This window comes from Spirillospora sp. CA-108201 (assembly GCF_050936235.1).
Taxonomy (GTDB): domain Bacteria; phylum Actinomycetota; class Actinomycetes; order Streptosporangiales; family Streptosporangiaceae; genus Spirillospora.
Window position 1 is genome coordinate 4,810,961 of the sequence record NZ_JBNJNE010000001.1, and the last position, 17,152, is coordinate 4,828,112.

16 protein-coding genes are annotated in these 17,152 nt (G+C 73.5%); 4 read left to right on the forward strand and 12 right to left on the reverse strand.

Annotated features, from left to right (window positions below):
* Positions 1 to 209: 209 nt before the first annotated feature.
* Together ACQEU6_RS23145 and ACQEU6_RS23150 are read right to left on the reverse strand one after the other, a co-directional pair.
* Positions 210 to 1,235, reverse strand: coding sequence for a sulfotransferase family protein (locus tag ACQEU6_RS23145; RefSeq protein WP_499334875.1), 1,026 nt, complete (start codon positions 1,233 to 1,235; stop codon positions 210 to 212).
* Between the two features lie 86 nt (positions 1,236 to 1,321).
* The gene (locus ACQEU6_RS23150) at positions 1,322 to 1,873 is read right to left on the reverse strand and encodes an RNA polymerase sigma factor (RefSeq protein WP_089313869.1); all 552 of its coding nucleotides are present in this window, start codon (positions 1,871 to 1,873) and stop codon (positions 1,322 to 1,324) included.
* Between ACQEU6_RS23150 and ACQEU6_RS23155 the strand changes: the two genes are divergently transcribed.
* Positions 1,872 to 4,031, forward strand: coding sequence for a serine/threonine-protein kinase (locus ACQEU6_RS23155; RefSeq protein WP_499334877.1), 2,160 nt, complete (start codon positions 1,872 to 1,874; stop codon positions 4,029 to 4,031). The genes ACQEU6_RS23150 and ACQEU6_RS23155 overlap by 2 nt on opposite strands.
* 184 nt (positions 4,032 to 4,215) lie before the next feature.
* Positions 4,216 to 4,824 (forward strand): PadR family transcriptional regulator, encoded by a 609-nt coding sequence (locus ACQEU6_RS23160; protein ID WP_499334878.1) that lies wholly within the window; start codon positions 4,216 to 4,218, stop codon positions 4,822 to 4,824.
* A gap of 52 nt (positions 4,825 to 4,876) precedes the next feature.
* Here ACQEU6_RS23160 and ACQEU6_RS23165 read toward each other — a convergent pair whose 3' ends face one another.
* The 3 genes from ACQEU6_RS23165 to ACQEU6_RS23175 form a co-directional block, all read right to left on the reverse strand.
* Entirely contained in the window at positions 4,877 to 6,007 is a 1,131-nt protein-coding gene (locus ACQEU6_RS23165; RefSeq protein WP_499334879.1) for a hypothetical protein, read from the reverse strand.
* 211 nt (positions 6,008 to 6,218) lie between these two features.
* Positions 6,219 to 7,040: a trehalose-phosphatase gene (gene otsB / locus ACQEU6_RS23170; RefSeq protein ID WP_499334881.1), complete on the reverse strand. Its 822-nt coding sequence runs from the start codon at positions 7,038 to 7,040 to the stop codon at positions 6,219 to 6,221.
* A 19-nt stretch (positions 7,041 to 7,059) separates the two neighbouring features.
* Entirely contained in the window at positions 7,060 to 7,458 is a 399-nt protein-coding gene (locus ACQEU6_RS23175) for a DUF3263 domain-containing protein (RefSeq protein WP_499334883.1), read from the reverse strand.
* 259 nt (positions 7,459 to 7,717) lie between these two features.
* On the opposite strand from ACQEU6_RS23175, the gene ACQEU6_RS23180 reads away from it, so the two are divergent.
* Positions 7,718 to 8,332: a MarR family winged helix-turn-helix transcriptional regulator gene (locus ACQEU6_RS23180; protein WP_499334885.1), complete on the forward strand. Its 615-nt coding sequence runs from the start codon at positions 7,718 to 7,720 to the stop codon at positions 8,330 to 8,332.
* A gap of 5 nt (positions 8,333 to 8,337) precedes the next feature.
* Here the strand turns inward: ACQEU6_RS23180 and ACQEU6_RS23185 are convergent, their stop codons facing one another.
* The 6 genes from ACQEU6_RS23185 to ACQEU6_RS23210 all read right to left on the reverse strand — a co-directional run bounded on the left by ACQEU6_RS23185 (position 8,338) and on the right by ACQEU6_RS23210 (position 14,404).
* Entirely contained in the window at positions 8,338 to 8,634 is a 297-nt protein-coding gene (locus ACQEU6_RS23185) for an SHOCT domain-containing protein (protein WP_499334886.1), read from the reverse strand.
* A gap of 107 nt (positions 8,635 to 8,741) precedes the next feature.
* On the reverse strand, positions 8,742 to 10,985 hold the full coding sequence (locus ACQEU6_RS23190; RefSeq protein WP_499334888.1) for a S8 family peptidase: 2,244 nt from the start codon (positions 10,983 to 10,985) through the stop codon (positions 8,742 to 8,744).
* A gap of 190 nt (positions 10,986 to 11,175) precedes the next feature.
* Entirely contained in the window at positions 11,176 to 12,840 is a 1,665-nt protein-coding gene (locus ACQEU6_RS23195) for a monocarboxylic acid transporter (protein ID WP_499334890.1), read from the reverse strand.
* A complete protein-coding gene (locus ACQEU6_RS23200) occupies positions 12,837 to 13,076 on the reverse strand; it encodes a DUF485 domain-containing protein (protein ID WP_499334892.1) in 240 nt (79 codons plus the stop codon). The genes ACQEU6_RS23195 and ACQEU6_RS23200 overlap by 4 nt, the downstream gene beginning before the upstream one ends.
* Positions 13,077 to 13,440: 364 nt before the next feature.
* The gene (locus ACQEU6_RS23205) at positions 13,441 to 13,725 is read right to left on the reverse strand and encodes a GlsB/YeaQ/YmgE family stress response membrane protein (protein WP_499334893.1); all 285 of its coding nucleotides are present in this window, start codon (positions 13,723 to 13,725) and stop codon (positions 13,441 to 13,443) included.
* A 31-nt stretch (positions 13,726 to 13,756) separates the two neighbouring features.
* Complete coding sequence (locus ACQEU6_RS23210) at positions 13,757 to 14,404, reverse strand: TetR/AcrR family transcriptional regulator (protein WP_499334895.1); 648 nt, start codon at positions 14,402 to 14,404, stop codon at positions 13,757 to 13,759.
* Between the two features lie 127 nt (positions 14,405 to 14,531).
* On the opposite strand from ACQEU6_RS23210, the gene ACQEU6_RS23215 reads away from it, so the two are divergent.
* A complete protein-coding gene (locus tag ACQEU6_RS23215; RefSeq protein ID WP_499334897.1) occupies positions 14,532 to 15,716 on the forward strand; it encodes an FAD-binding oxidoreductase in 1,185 nt (394 codons plus the stop codon).
* 5 nt (positions 15,717 to 15,721) lie between these two features.
* On the opposite strand, the gene ACQEU6_RS23220 is transcribed toward ACQEU6_RS23215, so the two are convergent.
* Positions 15,722 to 17,020, reverse strand: coding sequence for a cytochrome P450 (locus ACQEU6_RS23220; RefSeq protein ID WP_499334899.1), 1,299 nt, complete (start codon positions 17,018 to 17,020; stop codon positions 15,722 to 15,724).
* Positions 17,021 to 17,152: the final 132 nt, after the last annotated feature.

The window sequence follows — 17,152 nt, forward strand, 5'->3', positions numbered from 1 at the left end:
CGCCACCCGGCGCAGAGCAGAACGCAACGCTCCCTCCAAGGAGCTGGAAACCCCTACACAGAAACCGCCTGACGTCCGTGTCGGAGCTCCCGTGGAGGGAGAGACGGCCGGTCGTGCGCTGGGGTCGCGGGGACGCCCGGCACGCCGACGTCGCCGGAGGAAGCGGCGTGCTGCTCTGCGGGCGCCAGGGCAACACGCCGCGGGTCCGGTCAGGGGGCGGTGCTGGCGGACTGCTCGGTGGACAGGAGGCACTCGACGGGGTTCGGCTCGTGGTGCTGCCTCCAGCGTTCGCGCAGCGCGGCCTTGCTCTGCGCCATGCGGCGGTGGGCGGCGGTGCGGGTGAAGCGGGCGAGCAGCGCCGCGGACGGCTTCGGCAGGCCGCTCGGCTCGTAGCCGTACTCGGCGAGCCGCTCGCCGAACGCCGCCTCGGCCAGGCTGATCTCCCAGGCGTCGAGGCGCTCGGCCCACGCGCCGACGCGGTTGGTGGTGACGGCGTCGTGCGTGCGCCCGTGCCATTTCTTGCTGGACGGGACGAGCCGCTTCGCCAGGCCCTCCGGGTGGATCATCTCGGGGTCGAAGTCCTCGCCGAGGAACCCGCAGAGCCGGGTCAGCTCGTCGGTCGGGTCGGCGACGAGCCGCTCGTACTGCAGCTCGTAGTAGGTGTCGGGGCCGAGGCGCTCGGCGAGCCGGCGGCCGCGGTCGATCGTCTCCCGCCAGGCGGAGACGGCGTGGTGGATGTCGGCGTCGAACCAGGGCATCTCCATCAGCGACGCGACGCAGTCCCGGCCGTCCCGGACAAGGTGCACGAACTGGGCGTCAGGAAACATCCGCAACAGCGCGCCGACATGCTGGGAGTAGCTCGGGCGCTTGTCGCCCCAGCGCGGCTTGCCGTGCAGCCGGGCGTAGGCGCGCAAGACGATGCCGACCGCCGAGCCGAGCGTCGGCGGGCCCTCGGCGATCTCCTCGACCAGCCCGTCCGCGTCCATGCCGAGCGCCCGCACCTTGGTGGACCGCTCCCCCACGATCCACTCCGCGAGCATCCGCCTGTTCTTACTCTCCTGGAGGTCACCGTAGTCACACCTTGCCGTATAGGCGGGCAGGACGAACCGGGTCTCCGACGGGATCGCGATGCGCGCGTGCGAGTGGAGCATCAGCCGCAGCAGCGTCGTCCCCGAGCGGGGACAGCCGAAGACGAAGATCGGGCGATCGGGGCGGCGGGCCGGTCCTGGTGACATGCACCGCATGCTGGTGCAGAAGCCCAGCTCAGGACCCGGGTTCTGCACGCACTGTTACCGCCCGATGACCCACCCTTGACCGGCGGTCAGGTGTAGGACTCGCCGAGCGTCTGCCTCACCTGCTTACGCGCCTCGTGGATGCGGGACTTGACCGTGCCGAGCGGGAGCTTGAGCTGCTCGGCGATCTCCGCGTACTCCAGCTGCGACACGTCCCGCAGCACGAGGGCCTGGATGAGGTCCGGCTTGCGGGCCTCCAGATCCTCCATGGCGTCCAGGATGTCGACCCGGGAGCCGGCGATGACGCTCGTCCGGCGCGGGTCGGGACGCTGCTGCGGAAGCTCGCCCGCCTGCTCGACCGAGCGCCGCTTCAGCGACCGGTAGGTGGAGCGGGCGGAGTTCGCGACGACGACGTGCAGCCAGGTGCTGAACCGCGACCGGCCCTCGAACCGGTGGATGTTCCGCGCGACCTGGAGCAACGCGTCCTGGCACGCCTCTTCGGCGTCCTGCCGGCAGGGCAGGAACCGGGAGCTGTGCCGCAGCACGTCCGGCTCGATCTTGCGGAGGAGCTCGTTGAGGGCGCCCTGGTCACCCTGTGCGGCCTTGACCGCCAACTCCTCGGTCCTCTCGTCGAATGCCATGCCGCCTCAATGCTCGTTCGCGCGCTCACCCCGTTGTTGGGATGATACGGGAGTGTCTTTCCCACCATCAGTAGGCCGTTACCGGATCGATCGCGTCCTGGGTTCGGGGGCGTTCGCCTCTGTGTGGCTGGGGCACGACGACGCCCTCGACTCCCAGGTCGCCATAAAGGTCCTGAACGGCAGCCTGATCGACGATCTGGACGTGCGCAACAGGTTCCTGGAGGAAGCCCGGATCCTGCGCCGCGCCGACTCCGAGCGCCTCGTCCGCGTCCACGACATCGGCGAGCTCCCGGACGGGCGTCCCTACTTCGTGATGTCGTACGCCGACCGCGGGACCCTCGGCGACCGCATGCGTGACCGGCCACTTCCGGTCAGTGAGGCGGTGGCGCTCGCCGAGCAGATCGCCTACGGCGTCGAGGTGATCAACACGCTGGGCGTCATCCACCGCGACCTCAAGCCGTCCAACGTGCTCTTCCAGTCGACGCCGGACGGCGGCGGCGAGAAGCTGCTCATCGCCGATCTCGGCCTCGCCAAGGCGCTCGCGCACGCGTCCGGGGCGTTCACCCTCCCGGTCGGCACGCCCGGCTACATGTCGCCCGAGCAGGCGCGTTTCGGCGGCGGGCTGGACGTCCGCGCGGACGTGTACGGGCTCGGCGCGCTGACGTACCACATGCTCGCCGGCCGGGCCCCGGGCCCGGCGCCGGTCAAGAAGGCGCCGAGCGAGCTGCGCGAGGGCCTGACCCCCGCGTTCGACCAGGTGGTCCTGCGGGCGCTGGAGGTCGAGCGGGAGAAGCGCTGGCCGACCGCCGAGGCGTTCGCGGAGGCGCTGTCCACGCTGCGGCCGACGTCCGCGCACTCCGCACCGCCACAGGCCGCACCGCCACAGGCCGCACCGGCGCAGTCCGCACCCGCGCAGGGCGCGCCGCCGCAGGCAGGCCCGCCGCAGGCCGAGCCGAAGATCGACGCGGACGCGACCGTCCAGGACTTCTACCGCGAGGGCGTCCAGGCGCCGCAGCTGCCCCGTCCCACCCAGCAGCCCGGCCCCGCCCAGGCCCCCGCCGCGGCGGCCCAGGGCGCCCCGCCCGAACCGCAGACGCGGTTCGACCAGCCCGGCGAGGACGACCTCCACACGCCCGAGATTCAGGTCCCGCCCGGTTCACCGTCCGACGAGGTGGCGGTGACGGTCGTGGACCGCCCCGGCGGGCGCTCCACCCGGTTCGCGCAGGCGGAGGGCCCCACCGCCCCGGACAACGACACCGACCGGACGATCGCCTACCAGCCCCCGCCGCAGGCCCAGTCGCAGCCGCTGGACGACAAGACGACCGCCTTCCCGACCCAGCAACCGCAGAGCGGCGCCCCGCAGGGCGGCCCTCCGCAGGGCGGCCCTCCGCAGGGCGGCCCTCCGCAGGGCGCCCCGATGCAGCAGATGGGTCCGGGCGGCCAGCAGTCCTACGGCCCCCCGCCGACCGGATTCCAGCCTCCTCCGCCGGGGCCGGTCCAGGGCGGCGGGCAGGGCGGGCCCCGGGGCGGCGGCGCGCCGAAGAAGTTCGTCACCCCCCTGATCATCACGGCGGTCGTGCTGCTGGTCGCGGTGGTGGGCGGGCTGGCGCTCGGCATGATGTTCTCCGGCGACGACGGCAAGGACGGCAAAGACGGCAAGGACGGGACGCCGCAGGTCCCGAAGGACTTCGCCGCGGTCGCCGACGGCTCGGGCAAGATCAAGACCGCGGTGCCGAAGGCGTGGCCGAAGCAGCAGGAGCAGACCTGGACGCCCTCCACCGTGGGCCTCACCGACGGGCAGCCGCGGCCGGTGCTGCGCGCGACGCCGGACAAGGCCGCGTTCCTCGGCAACGGCAAGGGCCCCGGCGTGTTCGTCGGCCTGACCACCGACCTGCGCGACGGGCAGCTCCCGCCGCCGAGCGCCGCCCTCCACTCGCAGTGCACGAAGGCCGCGCCGGAGAACTACACCACGCCGGACGGCGCACTCACCGGGACGATCACCCGCTTCACCGCCTGCAAGACCGGAACGCCGTCGGTCACCGAGGTCGGTCTCAAGGACAAGGCCGGCAAGTTCGGCCTGTGGATCCGCGTCAAGGAGACCGACGGTCGCGACGCCACCAAGGACATCCTGGACAACCTGAAGGTCTCCGGCCCCTGACCCGGGGCCCGACCGGGCAACACGAACACCGCGTGCCGAGGCGCGGAGCGGCCACCGCTCCGCGCCTCGTCGCGTTCGCCGCGGCATCCGTCCCGAGTGATTCGCGTCACAGCTGTTGCATCGCGACATGTTAGCGATATATCGTCGAAGCATCGCAACCGATCAACCGACGAAGGAGACTGCGATGCACGAGCACACGATGAGAAGGCGCGGCGGCTTCAGGGGGCCCGAGGAGCGGGGGCGCCGCGGCGACCCGTTCGGTCCCTGGGGGCCCGGCGGGCCCGGCGGACCCGGCTTCGGCCCTGGTTTCGGCCCCGGCCATCGCGGACGCGGTGGACGCGGGCGGCGCACCCGGCGCGGCAACGTCCGGGCGGCGCTGCTCGCCCTGCTGGCCGAGCGGGCGATGCACGGCTACGAGATGATCCAGGAGCTGGACGGCCGCACCGGCGGCGTCTGGCGGCCGAGCCCCGGCTCGGTCTACCCCACCCTCCAGATGCTGGAGGACGAGGGCCTGGTCAGCAGCGAGGAGCAGGGCGGCAAGCGGCTGTTCTCCCTCACCGACGCCGGCCGCGAGGAGGCGTCGGCGCAGACCGCCGCCCCCTGGGACGAGGTCACCGAGGCCGCGGGCGAGAACGTCCTGCGCGGGCGCGAGGCCGTAGGCCAGCTGATGGGGGCCCTGCAGCAGGTGATGGCCGTCGGCAGCGAGGCGCAGAAGGCGCGCGCGCTGGACGTGGTCAACGACGCCCGCCGCCGCCTCTACGGGATCCTCGCCGATGACCCCGAAGCCGAGTGAGCCTCAGAGAGCACCGACCGGAACCGCCGTGGCCGCCCAGGCCACGGCGGTTTCATTTCTGCTTCGGGAAGGGCGCCCGCCTGGCGAGCCGGTCGGCCATGTAGAGCTGCTTCCACACGTACAGGGCCATGTCCGAGCGCCTGACGCCGCGGGCGACCGGAACGTCCACCGTCGCGCGGACCAGGTAGGACGAGCCCGGCGGCAGGTACTTGTCGCCGCCCTCCCCCGCGACCAGCGCGCCTCCGGCGAGCCGCCGCACGACCTGGCTGTCGGTCGGCGGCGTGCACAGGGCCTCGGGGACGCCGGCCTGCGGCATGCAGCGCCCCCGCGCCGCCGGGGTGACGAGGTCGCGCCTGACGAACACGTCGCCGGGGAAGTCGAGCAGGACCTTCCCGCCGCCCGGGTTGGCGAGGATGTACTCGATGTAGGGGAACGCCGTCCCGGACGGCGGAGTGGACCGGGACGCCGTCACCACGCCGTCGCTGATCCCTGACGTCACCGCGGCGATCCTGTACCGGGAGCCGTCGGCGGTGCCGACCGTGATGGGCGACCCCGCGGGCGGCGGCTTGGCGCCGCCCGGCGCCCGCTCGCCCGCGGCGGGGGCCGCCTCCGTCGCCCCCTCGTCGCCCGAGCCGGGCGTCAGCACGAGCCCGGCCGTGACCAGACCGGCCAGGACGAGCACGCCCGCCGCGACCAGACCGCTGCGCCGCCCCTTGCGCCGCCGCTCCCGGCGCTCGCGCTCGCGCTCCCGCGACCCGAGCCGCACCTGGACGCCGCTGGTCTCGCGGACGCCCATCGGCCCCGTGCCCGACGACCACTCCTCGGGTTCGGAGTAGGCGTCCTGCGCCTCGGGCACGGCGGCCCACTCGGACCCGCCGAGCGGCGGCGCGGGATGCGACCGCGGCGGCGTGCCCCAGACGCGCGGCGGCGCGGACGCCGCCGGCGCGGCCTGCGCGGTGTGGACGATCGGACGCGTCGGGGCGTCCGGCGGGAGGGGCGGCCCGACCGGCGACGCCGGGGCGCCGGGCCGGGCGGTCTGCGGCATCACGGCTCCCGGGGGCGGCACGGCGGCGCCGGGCGGCTGGACCGGTGTCCCCTCCCGGGGCGTGGCCTTCGGGATGCCCTGGGAGGGCGTGTGCCTGATCTCGCCCGGACGGCGCGGAAGTCCCTGCTCCGTGTCCACCGTCTAGCCTCCCGATGTCCTTCGTGCGGCTCCCCCGTGAACCCGCACCTACCGCAATTCACCACATTTTGGCGTAATTAACCCCCGGTTCCACACCCGCCCCCGGAGTCTCGCGAGATACGACAACTCGGGCGGCGACTCTTATCACCCGGCGAACAACTCCTCCGCGCCCCGGCGCCCCACGCGGCGCCGGGGCGGAGGGAAGGAGGAGTCAGGCGAGGGGGCCGGCGAGCGAGCCCAGGAGGTCGACGACGCCGGCGGGCCCGTCGACCACCAGGTCGGCCCGTCCGGCGAGCGCGGTGACCTCGGTCGAGCCGCTGCACACCAGCACGCCGGGCACGCCCTCGGCGCGCAGCGCGTCGACGGCGTCGAACGCGGCCAGGTCGCCGAGGTCGTCCCCGGCGAACAGCACGGCGGAGGGACGGGACCCGCGGTCGTCGATGAACGAGCGCAGCGCCTTGCCCTTGTCCATGCCGGGCGGGCGCAGTTCGAGGACGAACCGCCCGGGCTCCACGGACAGCCCCGTCCGCTCGGCGAGCGCGGCGAGGATGCTGCGCAGCCGGTCCAGCGCGACCTGCGGTTCGGCGCACCGCCGGGTGTGGACGGCGAGCGCCTGCCCCTTGTCCTCGACGAACGTCTCGGGCGGGGCGCCCGCGGCGGCGAGGACGCCGGGCAGCTTCGCGCGGGCCTCGGCGACGCCGGGCGGCGGCTCCGGCACGGTCAGGGCGCCGGACTCCCAGCGTTCGAGCCCGTACTGCCCGAGGACGACGAGCCCGTCGATGCCCTCGAAACCGCCGTACTCGACGGCCACGGCGGCGGGACGTCCGGTCACGATCAGCAGCGAGCCGACCAGCGGGGCCAGCCGGGCCAGGGCCGGCGCGGCGTCCGGATGGGCCCGCGCCGAGGCGGGGTCGGCGACGATCGGCGCCAGCGTGCCGTCGAAGTCGAAGCCGAGGACGGCCCCGGCCGGGTTCTCGCGGATGGCGTCGAGGCCTGCGGCGCCTGCGGCCGTCAAAGAGCGGGGAGAGTTCACGTGACCAATGGTGGCCAGGTCAGGGCCGGATACCGAGCCGCCGCGCGGCACGGCTGCGTTGCCGCTGTGTCCGCATCCGGCGCAGGCGCTTGACGAGCATCGGATCGCACTCCAGCGCCTCGGGCCGGTCGATCAGGATGTTCAGGAGCTGGTAGTACCGCGTCGCCGACATGTCGAACGTCTCGCGGACGGCCTGCTCCTTGGCGCCGGCGTACTTCCACCACTGCCGCTCGAAGGCGAGGATCCGCCGGTCGCGCTCGGAGAGCCCGCCGGCGCTGAACGCGGCGTCGTCGGCCCCGCCCTCCGCGTCGGCCGCGCCGGGCTCGGCGGGGGGTGGCGGGGGTCGGCCGTCGTCCGCTGCTCGGTCCGGCGGGGGGACCTCGTCGCGGGGGTCACCGGGGGCGTTCGCCGCTCGCATCAGGTCCCCTCTGTGGTTACTGATCCCGGGTCGTCCGGGTTCGGGCGGGAGCCATGCTACGCGTCCGGGCCGACAAGTACGGGCGGATCCCGGTGAACGGATGCCGGTGGTTCAGTGCATCACATCCCCGTTCACCTGGGGCTCTTTCGCTCCGTGTGTCTCACGGGCAACGGTGCTCACGCCGCGGCGTAACATATGTACTCTGCATACGTTAGAGTGGATGATCCGCAGCGTTCGGCAGCCGGAACGGAGACCTTGCATGGCGACGGAGACCTCCGCCACGGGACGGAGCGCCGAGCGGCGCGCGCCCCGGGACGGGAGCCTTTCCGGACCTCCCGCCGACGGCGCCCTCACCGAGATCGCGACAGCGCTGTTCCATCTGCGCCGCGTGTGGGCCAAGCCCGACCTCGTCAAGCGCGTCCGCGCCCAGACCTCCGCCGCCACGGACGGGCGCCCGCTGCAGCTGTCGAACCTGATGGTGGTGAACGCGGTCGCCGCCCTCACCGCCCGCGAGCGCCCGGACGGGCCGTCCTGCGAGGTGACGGTCGGCGCGGTCGCGGAACGTCTGGAGGTCGACCCGTCCACGGCGAGCCGCCTCGTCGGGCACGCCATCGACGCCGGCCTGGTGTCCCGCCGCCCGTCCCCCGTCGACGCGCGCCGCGCCAACCTCGGCCTGACCGAGTCCGGGCGGCGCGTCAAGCAGGTCTCCGACCGGTTCCGCCGCGCCTACCTCGACGACCTGATGGCCGACTGGTCGGAGCGGGAGCGCACCGAGTTCGCCCGGCTGCTCACCCGCTTCGCCGACGCCGCCGTCCGGGCGCCGATCTACCCGGACGGCATCGACCGCATCTTCGAGGAGGCCGCCGCCGACTGACCGGGTCAGTCGGCGTTGCGGAGGGCGGACATGCGGACGTGGTACTCGTCCTCGTCTATCTCGCCCCTGGCGAAGCGCTCGGCGAGGACCGAGCGCGCCCTGGTCATCGGGTCGGCCGCCGCCCTGGCCGCCGCGGCGCCGTCGTGCATGCGGCGGCGGATGAGGTAGAAGGCGGTGCCGAGCACGGCCAGCCAGAACAGGCCGAACGTGATCGGGAAGACCGGCCAGAACGCGGGGGCGTCCCCGTCGTGCCAGCCGCCCGGGTGCATCGCGGCCGCCTGCGTCGCCAACGTCGTCAACATGGTTCATCGACCTTCCTGTGTCGGATGAGTCGATGCTCGGCGAGGGGTGCGGGGGCCCGCATCGTCCGGCCGGAGGCACTCGCGCTACGCCCGCCGGAGTACCGCGCTCACCACCAGGGGGGCCGGTAGTCCTCGTCCTCGCCCGGACGCGGCCGCCGCGAGTGCCGTCCGCGCGGCTCGCCGCCCGCCGGGTCCGGCGGCGGGACGGGCCCTTCCGGCGGTTCGACACCGCCCTGGCCGGGCGCCGGGGCGTCCGGGTACGCGCCGGCCGCTCCCTCGTCCGTGTGGGGTACGGGCGGGGGCGGCGGCTCCGCCGGGGCTTCCGGGGGCACCTCGGCGAACGGAGCCGTCGTTCCGGGCCCGGACAGGTCCGGTGCGTCCCGGGTGCCGCGGCGGAAGGCGTCCCACTCCTCGTCGAGGGCGGACGGCTCGTCCCGCGCCGGGTCGTCGAGGCCGCCGCCGTACCCGCTCCCGTTGAGCGGGTCGTAGCCGTTGAGCGGATCGTGCCCGTTGCGCGGGTCCTGCCCGCTCAGGGGGTCGTGACCGTTGAGCGGGTCCTGCCCACTCAGGGGGTCGTGCCCGTTGAGCGGGTCATGCCCGTTGAGCGGGTCGTGGCCGTTGTGCCTTCCGTGGCCGCCCGCGCCGAACTCGCCGGGCACGAAGGGGCGCAGCTCGCCCGGCATGATCGGGGGCCCCTTCGGCTCGATGGGAGGAGGCAGCCGCCCGTCCCAGCCGGACGGCGGCGCGGGCTCGGCGGCGCCGGGCTCCGGCGGGGCGAAGGCGTCAGGGCCCGGGCCGGGCTGCGGAACGTCCCAGAGCGGAGCGCTCTGCGGCACGGCGCCCGGCAGCGGAGGCTCCTCGGCGGCGGGCCCCGGGTAGACCTCGTTGTTCTGGAAGAGCGGCGCGTTCACCGGCGCGACCACCGGAGCCGCGAACATCTCGGCCGGGGCCGCGGGCACGCCGGCGGGTTCGCGCGGCGCGGACGGGGCGGACGAGGCGGAAGGCAGGCCGTAGTCGGCGACGGCGTCGGTGTCGGCGGCCTCCTCCTCCGGGCGCCGCCGCTGCCGCCACCCGAGCACGAGCCCGAGGACGACCAGCAGCCCTCCGCCGCCGAGGACGAGCGGGAACAGCACGCCGGAGTCGCGGCCGGACGACCCGGCGGCCGGCCGCGGCGTCGCGGCCGGGGGCGGCGGCGTCTCCACCGGCCCGCTGGAGGTCTTGTTGATCTCGTTGGCGGCGGCGAGGGTGCGGACCGCGTCGACCGTCCCGCGGCATTCGGGCGAGCCGGTGGGGCGGGAGGGGCGGACCGGCGAGCCCTGGATGAGCGCCCGCCTGACCTCCGCGGGGCTCAGCCTCGGGTAGCGGGAGCGGACGAGCGCGGCCACCCCGGCGACCATCGCGGACGAGGCGCTGGTGCCCGTCCCGACGACGTAGCCGTTGCTGGCGTCCGCGCTGACGACCTCGACGCCGGGGGCGCAGACGGCGGCCCCCGAGCGCCGGTTGCTGTCCTTCCAGAGGCGCAGGCGGCGGTCGAGCGCGCCCACGGCGATCACGCCCGGGTAGGCGGCGGGGAAGTTCCTGCGGTTCGCTCCGGAGCCGTCGTTGCCGGCGGAGGCGATGAGCACGACGCCCTTGGAGAGCGCGTACCGGATCGCCTTCTCCTGCGAGGGCGTGCCGTTGTAGGACTGGCGGCCGCCGCCGAGCGACATGTTGATGATCCCGGCGCCGTGGTCCACGGCGTACCGGATGCCCTGGGCGACGGCGTCGCGGTCGCCGCCGGCGCCGGGCTGCTGCCCGTTGTCGCGCCGCAGCGGGTCGTCGTTCTCCAGCGTGACGCGGACGGACAGGACGCTGCTGAGCGGCGCGACGCCCATCATGCCCTGCGACAGCTCGGGTCCATGGCCGTGACCTGCGATGATGCTGGCCATGGACGTACCGTGCAGGCCCCAGTAGCGGCTGCCCGGACGGCGCACGCCGCCGGTCAGGTCGGGGCCGGTGACGACCCGCCCGGTGAGGTCGGGGTGCCGGCGGTCGACGCCGGTGTCGAGGACGGCGACCGTGACGCCGCGCCCCCGGGAGTACCGCCACGCCTTCTGCGCGCGCAGGACGTCGAGGTGCCACTCGCGGGAGCGGATCTGGTCGGTCGGGGCGTTCAGCCCGGCCACGGCGCCGGCCGACGCGCCGCGAACGGTCTGGCCCTTCGCCGGGGCGCCGGTGACGATCGCCGCGGGCACGGCCACGGCGGCGCCGAGCGCGAGGGCGGCGAGGGCCGCCGTCGTCCGTGCGCCGAGGCGGAGCCACGGCACGGCCGGTCGCGCTTGCGCCGGACGGCGCCGACCGGCTTCGGACACGCCGCCCCTCCCTCCGGCTGACCACCGTGCTCCACGGCGGGTGACATTCTGCCACGCGAACCGCCCCCGGCCCGGGCACTCGGCACATTAGGGCACGGTCCCGGACAGCGCGGATCTTCCCGGATCAGCGTTCCGTACTCACTGGTAATCAAACCGGGCATGGCATGCTAACGCGTGCGCGCCGTCCGGGTCACTGTGATCCTGCACCCGTCAGGGCCCTGACCGACAGGTCGTCGTAGCGGTCCCGGTCGGCCTTCTCCCGTCCGGCGAAGGTGCCGGCGACCGCGCACGCGAACCCGATCGGGATCGACACGAGACCCGGGTTCTCCAGCGGGAACAGGTGGAAGTCGACGCCCGCGGGGAACAGCGACAGGCTCTCCCCCGTCACCGGGTCGACCTTGCCGGACACGACGGGCGAGAAGACGACCAGCACCAGCGACCCGACCAGGCCGCCGTAGATGCCCGCGACGACCCCGGCGGAGTTGAACCGGCGCCAGAACAGCGACAGCACGATCGCCGGGACGTTCGCCGAGGCGGCCATCGCGAACGCCAGCGCGACCAGGAACGCCACGTTCAGGTCGCGGGCGACCACCGCCAGGACGATCGCCAGCGAGCCGACGAGGAACGAGGCGAACCGCGCGACCGCGACCTCCTGCGACTCGCGCGGGCGGCCGAGCATCAGCACCTGGCCGAAGTAGTCGTGCGCCAGCGACGTTGACGACGCCAGCACCAGCCCGGACACCACGGCGAGGATCGTCGCGAACGCCACCGCCCCGATGAACGCCAGCAGGACGTCCCCGCCGGCGCGCCCGCCGACGTGCTCCCCGACGGCCCGCGCGAGCTGCGGCACCGCGGTGTTGCCCGACGGGTCCTGCGCGACGATCGCGGACCGTCCGACCAGGGCCGCCGCGCCGAAGCCGAGCGCGAGCGTCATCAGGTAGAAGACGCCGACGAGGCCGATCGCCCACGACACCGACGTGCGCGCGGCCCGCCCGTCCGGGACGGCGAAGAACCGCGTGACGACGTGCGGCAGGCCCGCCGTGCCGAGCACGAGGGCGAGCGCGAGGCTGATGAAGTCGAGCTTGTTGACCACGGTCCGGTAGGCGTCGCCCGGGACGTCCTGCCCGTACTGGAGCCCGGGGCGCAGGAACGCCTCGCCCTTCCCGCTCGCGTCGGCGGCCGACCCGAGCATCGCGCCGGCGTCGAACCCGAACCTGCCGAGCACCAGCGCCGTCAGCACCACCGCGCCGGCCATCAGCAGCCCGGTCTTGATGATCTGCACCCAGGTGGTGGCCCTCATCCCGCCGAACGCCACGTAGAGGATCATCAGCGCGCCCACCGCCACGATCGTGACGGTCTTCGCGGTGCCGGCGTCCATCCCGAGGAACCGCTCGCCGCGATGGATGCCGAGCAGCAGCGACACCAGCGCCCCGGCCCCGACCATCTGCGCGAGCAGGTAGAACACCGACACGGTCACGGTGGAGACGGCCGCGGCCCGCCGCACCGGGGCCTGCCGCCGCACCCGGCGCACCAGCACGTCCCCCATCGTGAACCGGCCCGCGTTGCGGACCATCTCGACCAGCAGCAGCGCGAGCAGCCACGCCACCAGGAACCCGATCGAGTACAGGAACCCGTCGTACCCGTTCAGCGCGATGATCCCGGCGATGCCGAGGAACGAGGCCGCCGACATGTAGTCGCCGGCGAGCGCGATCCCGTTCTGCGGGCCGGTGAACGTCCGCCCGCCCGCGTAGAAGTCGTCGGCGCCGCGCGTGGTCACCCGCGCCCGCACCGTGATGGCCAGCGTGATCAGGATGAACGCCAGGAACAGCCCGAACGTCAGCGCCCGCCCCGTCACCGCAGCTCACCGGCCAGCGGGTCCAGCCGCCGCCGCGCGTACGCCAGGTACCCCACGGTCAGCGCGAACGTCGAGGCGAACTGCAGCAGCCCGAGCAGCAGCGCGACGTTGACGTTCCCGGCGACCGTCCGCGCCATGAACCCGCGCGCGAACGCGGCCAGCCCGACGAAGACGAGATACCACCCGAGGAACCCGGCCGCGACCACGACCGCCGCCCGCCGGAACCGCCTCCGCAAGAGCAGGAACCTCTCATATCCCGCAACAGGCGCCAGTCCCCCCGCCATTCGGTCCCCCCGCCCCTTCATTACTCTCCGCGTCCTTTCGGTCGCCCTATGAGAGCAAAGATTCGCCGACCGCAAGCACCGTTTGACGAGATCCGCATGACGGAGGCCGGAGGCGGCCACACGGCCGCCGCGGTCGAACGCCGGCCGCGACCGCCCAGGTCAGGTGGGGGACGACGGCGCGTTCGGGTCCCATGACGGGGCGGGGGCGGCCGCCCGGGGCGTGGCAGATCAACGGTCGCGGGCAGGGCCGGGGCACCACGGGCGGCCCGCTCGCGGGTCCGGGCGCGCGAGCGCGGCCGGCGCCGTGCCCGGACCGTCAGCGTTCGTAGCGGCGGTGGCCGCGCCTGCCCCGGATGGCGGCGACGATCGCGACGCCGATCACCGCCAGGCCGATCTGGAAGACCAGCTCGATCCAGTCGATCCCCCTCGTCGTGGCCACGCCGACCCCCTGCGCGATGGCCGTCCCGACGAGCGCGGCGACGATGCCGACGATCACGGTCATGATGACGCCGATGGGCTGCCGGCCGGGCAGCAGCAGCCGGCCGAGCGCACCGATGATCGCGCCGATGACGATCGCGGTGATGATGCCTGTGATGTTCATGTCCTGGCCTGTGCCCATTACGGCCCGGACGTCACTTTTCCCTCTCGCCTCCCAGGGACCGCAGGTCGTCGAAGGTCAGTGCGGGGCCGCCGAGCTCGCCGGGACGCCCGGCGCGCAGGCCGTCGACGATCAGGTCGAGATGCCGGTGCGCCAGCTCCTCGCCCGTCTCCCGTGGCAGCGGGCCCGGCAGCGGGCGCGACAGCCGCACGAGCAGCATCCCGACATCGCCGTGGGTGACGTCCGAACGCAGATCCCCGTCCTTCTGGGCGGCAGCGACGAGTTCCTTCATGACGGCGACGCCCTCGTCGCGGGTGGCGGCGACCTCCGCGTCGTCGAACGGGATCTGGTCCAGCAGGACGGGGAAGACGGCGCCGATGCGGATGTCCAGCACGCGGTGCATGTAGCGGACGAGGGCGGTGAAGGCGGTCTGCTCCTCGTCCCGCGCGCGCTTGACCTCGTCCCTGGTGCGCTCTAGGGCGTCCAGGGCCACGGCCCTCGTCAGCGTCTGCCGGTCTGGAAAGCGCCGGTAGAGGGTGGCGATTCCGGTGCCCGCGCGCCGCGAGATCTCCTCCAGCGGCGCGCCCGGTCCCTGCTCGACGAACACCTCACGGGCGGCGGCGAGGATCCGGTCGCGGTTGTCCCGCGCGTCGGCCCGCAGCGGCCGCTGCTTCGCACCCATGAGCCCCAGCGTAGTGGAGGCTTGCCCTCCGATTCTCGTCGGAAGTCCGCAACTAAGTGGAGACATAACCTCCGGCCAATGCTACGGTGCGAGTAAGTGGAGAAAAAACCTCCGAAAGGAAGAGATCATGAACACCGCCGCCCGGCCGCAGCCCCGGACCCGCACCGCCGAGCCGCTGACCGTCGACGCCGCCGGTGTCGCGGACGTCCGCGCCGCGATCCTCGCCTCCCGCGAACGCGGACTGCCCCTGACCGTCCAGGCCACCGGGCACGGCACGGTCGTCCCACCGGACGAGGGGCTGCTGCTGAGGACGTCCCGCATGTCCCGCGTGCTCGTCGACCCGTCCCGCCGCACCGCCCGCGCCGAGGCCGGCGCCCGCTGGAGCGACGTGATCGCCGCCGCGGCGCCGCTCGGCCTTTCGCCGCCGTCGGGCTCGCACGCCTCCGTCGGCGTCGCCGGCTACACCCTCGGCGGCGGCGTCGGCTGGCTGTCCCGCCGGTTCGGCTTCGCCGCCGACCATCTGCTGCGCGCCGACCTCGTCACCGCCGACGGCCGGCACCTCACCGCCGACGCCGACCGCCACCCCGACCTCTTCTGGGCGCTGCGCGGCGGCAGCGGCAACTTCGGCGTCGTCACGTCCCTGGAGTTCCGGCTCCAGCCCGTTTCGACGGTCTACGCGGGGGTCGCGCTCTTCCCGGCCGGACGGTCCACCGACATACTCACGTGCTTCCGGGACGAGGCTCCTACGCGCCCCGACGCGCTCACCGTCTCGGTTGCGGTGACCAAGCACGCGGACTACGGCCGGGTCGTCGCCGTCCGCGCCGTCTATGCGGGAACCGCCAAGGAAGGCGCGCGCGCGTTGCGCTCAATCTGGAAGGCCGCAGGCACGCCGCTGCACGCCGACTTCCGCCCGATGCCTTACGCCGAGACCGAGTCGCTGGGCGGTACTCCGCCTCTCCACTTCCACCTGTACGCCGACCTGCCCGACGCCCTCATCTCTGCCATCGCCCACAGCGACGCGTCCGGAATCGAGGTCCGGCACTGGGGCGGCGCCATGGCGCGTCCCGCGCCGGACGCAGGCCCGGTCGGGCACCGCGACGTCCCGTTCTCCCTCAGCGTCGACGGCTCAGCCGGTGACGCCGCTCCGCTCGCCGCTTTCGCGACCGGCGGCTCGTTCCTGAACTTCCTGCACGACACGTCCAGGACGGCCACCGCCTACACCCCGGAGAACTTCCGGCGGCTGCGCGAGGCCAAGCGCGCCTACGATCCGCAGAACGTGTTCCACCGCAACCACAACATCCGGCCCGCCTGAAAGGCCTACCTCCGTATGACCCGCATCGGCAGGGCCCCGGCAGGACGGAACGTGATCTCCGCCCGCACGGGCACCGCCACGCCCGGCACCAGGTCGAGGCGGTGCGTGCGGGCGATGGTGGCGAGGACCAGGGTCGCCTCCAGCATCGCGAACCCGGCGCCCACGCAGATGCGGCGCCCGCCGCCGAACGGCAGGTACGCGTACCGGGGATGTTTCTGCTCACCCATGAACCGCTCTGGCTGGAAGCCCTCCGGATTGGGCCAGACCTCGGCGTTCCGATGGATCAGATACGGCGGCACGGCGATCGTCGACCCGGCCGGCACCCGCGCTCCGGCGACCTCGTCGTCCTCCAGAGCGTCGCGCTCGATGGTCCAGGCGGGCGGATAGAGGCGCATCGCCTCCGACAGGACGGCCTTCGTCCAGGGAAGCCGGTCGACGTCCTCGGCCTTCGGCTCCCTGCCGCCGAGAACCTCGTCCACCTCGTCCTCCAGGCGGTCCCTGGCCGCCGGATACTTCGACAGGAGCATGAACGTCCAGGCCAGCGAAGCCGCAGTGGTCTCGTGTCCGGCCAACAGAAGGGTCAGAACCTCGTCGCGGAGCTCCGTCTCGCTGAACTGACCACTCTCCTTGAGGAGATGCAGCAGTTCGCCACCGGACGAGCCCTTCACGACTCGCTGGACCATGTCGTCCAGGTACTCCAGAGCTCCCCCGAGCCCAGGCACCCGCCGATACACGCCGCGCTTTGCAGTCGCTCCGGGCAAGAAGGTTCCGATGACGGCCCCCCTTTGGAGCGCCTCAAGTGCTCGCCCCGTTTTCTCGGCTTCCCCTTCGAGCTCGCTGCCGAACAACGCCCGTCCCACGATGCCCAACGTGAGCCGCCGTAGTTCTCCTGCCGCATCCAGCGCGACCCCGTCGGGCCACCGTTCGACGACTTGTGCGGCCGTGCCGGTCATCTGCGGCGCGAACTCGGCGACGTGCCGCTGCGCGAACACCGGTTGCACCACCCGCCGATGCCGCCGCCACGTCCCGCCTTCACTCGTCAGGAGCCCGTCCCCGAGCATGGCCCGCAGCGGCCGGTACGTGAACGCCTTGACGTAGTTGTCCTGGTTGGCGACGAGGATCCGCTCGGCATGCTCGGGACGCGACAGCAGGAAGAACGCCCGGTTCCGCCCGAACGGCACCCGAACGGCGTCCCCGTAGGTTCTGGCGAGCGCCCCGTAGGTGTCGAGCGGGCTCCGGGCCATCCGCCCCCACCACCGGACCGCCTCGACCTTGCCCGGCCCCCGTACGCCCCGTTCGTCCATGCCTCAACCGTAGGAACCGCCCCGACCCACGACAACCCACTACTTCCCTAATACGGATGAGGGCGCAGATGGCTCACACACCGGATGTGCGCGCGAACCGCCGCTTCCTATCGTCCCGAAGCATGATCACAG

Excerpts from the sequence above, each read along its gene's own strand:
- ACQEU6_RS23145 (WP_499334875.1), bottom strand. The coding sequence starts at position 1,235 with ATGTCACCAGGACCGGCCCGCCGCCCCGATCGCCCGATCTTCGTCTTC.
- ACQEU6_RS23155 (WP_499334877.1), top strand. The coding sequence starts at position 1,872 with ATGCCGCCTCAATGCTCGTTCGCGCGCTCACCCCGTTGTTGGGATGAT.
- ACQEU6_RS23150 (WP_089313869.1), bottom strand. The coding sequence starts at position 1,873 with ATGGCATTCGACGAGAGGACCGAGGAGTTGGCGGTCAAGGCCGCACAG.
- ACQEU6_RS23160 (WP_499334878.1), top strand. The coding sequence starts at position 4,216 with ATGCACGAGCACACGATGAGAAGGCGCGGCGGCTTCAGGGGGCCCGAG.
- ACQEU6_RS23175 (WP_499334883.1), bottom strand. The coding sequence starts at position 7,458 with ATGCGAGCGGCGAACGCCCCCGGTGACCCCCGCGACGAGGTCCCCCCG.
- ACQEU6_RS23180 (WP_499334885.1), top strand. The coding sequence starts at position 7,718 with ATGGCGACGGAGACCTCCGCCACGGGACGGAGCGCCGAGCGGCGCGCG.
- ACQEU6_RS23185 (WP_499334886.1), bottom strand. The coding sequence starts at position 8,634 with ATGTTGACGACGTTGGCGACGCAGGCGGCCGCGATGCACCCGGGCGGC.
- ACQEU6_RS23205 (WP_499334893.1), bottom strand. The coding sequence starts at position 13,725 with ATGAACATCACAGGCATCATCACCGCGATCGTCATCGGCGCGATCATC.
- ACQEU6_RS23210 (WP_499334895.1), bottom strand. The coding sequence starts at position 14,404 with ATGGGTGCGAAGCAGCGGCCGCTGCGGGCCGACGCGCGGGACAACCGC.
- ACQEU6_RS23215 (WP_499334897.1), top strand. The coding sequence starts at position 14,532 with ATGAACACCGCCGCCCGGCCGCAGCCCCGGACCCGCACCGCCGAGCCG.
- ACQEU6_RS23220 (WP_499334899.1), bottom strand. The coding sequence starts at position 17,020 with ATGGACGAACGGGGCGTACGGGGGCCGGGCAAGGTCGAGGCGGTCCGG.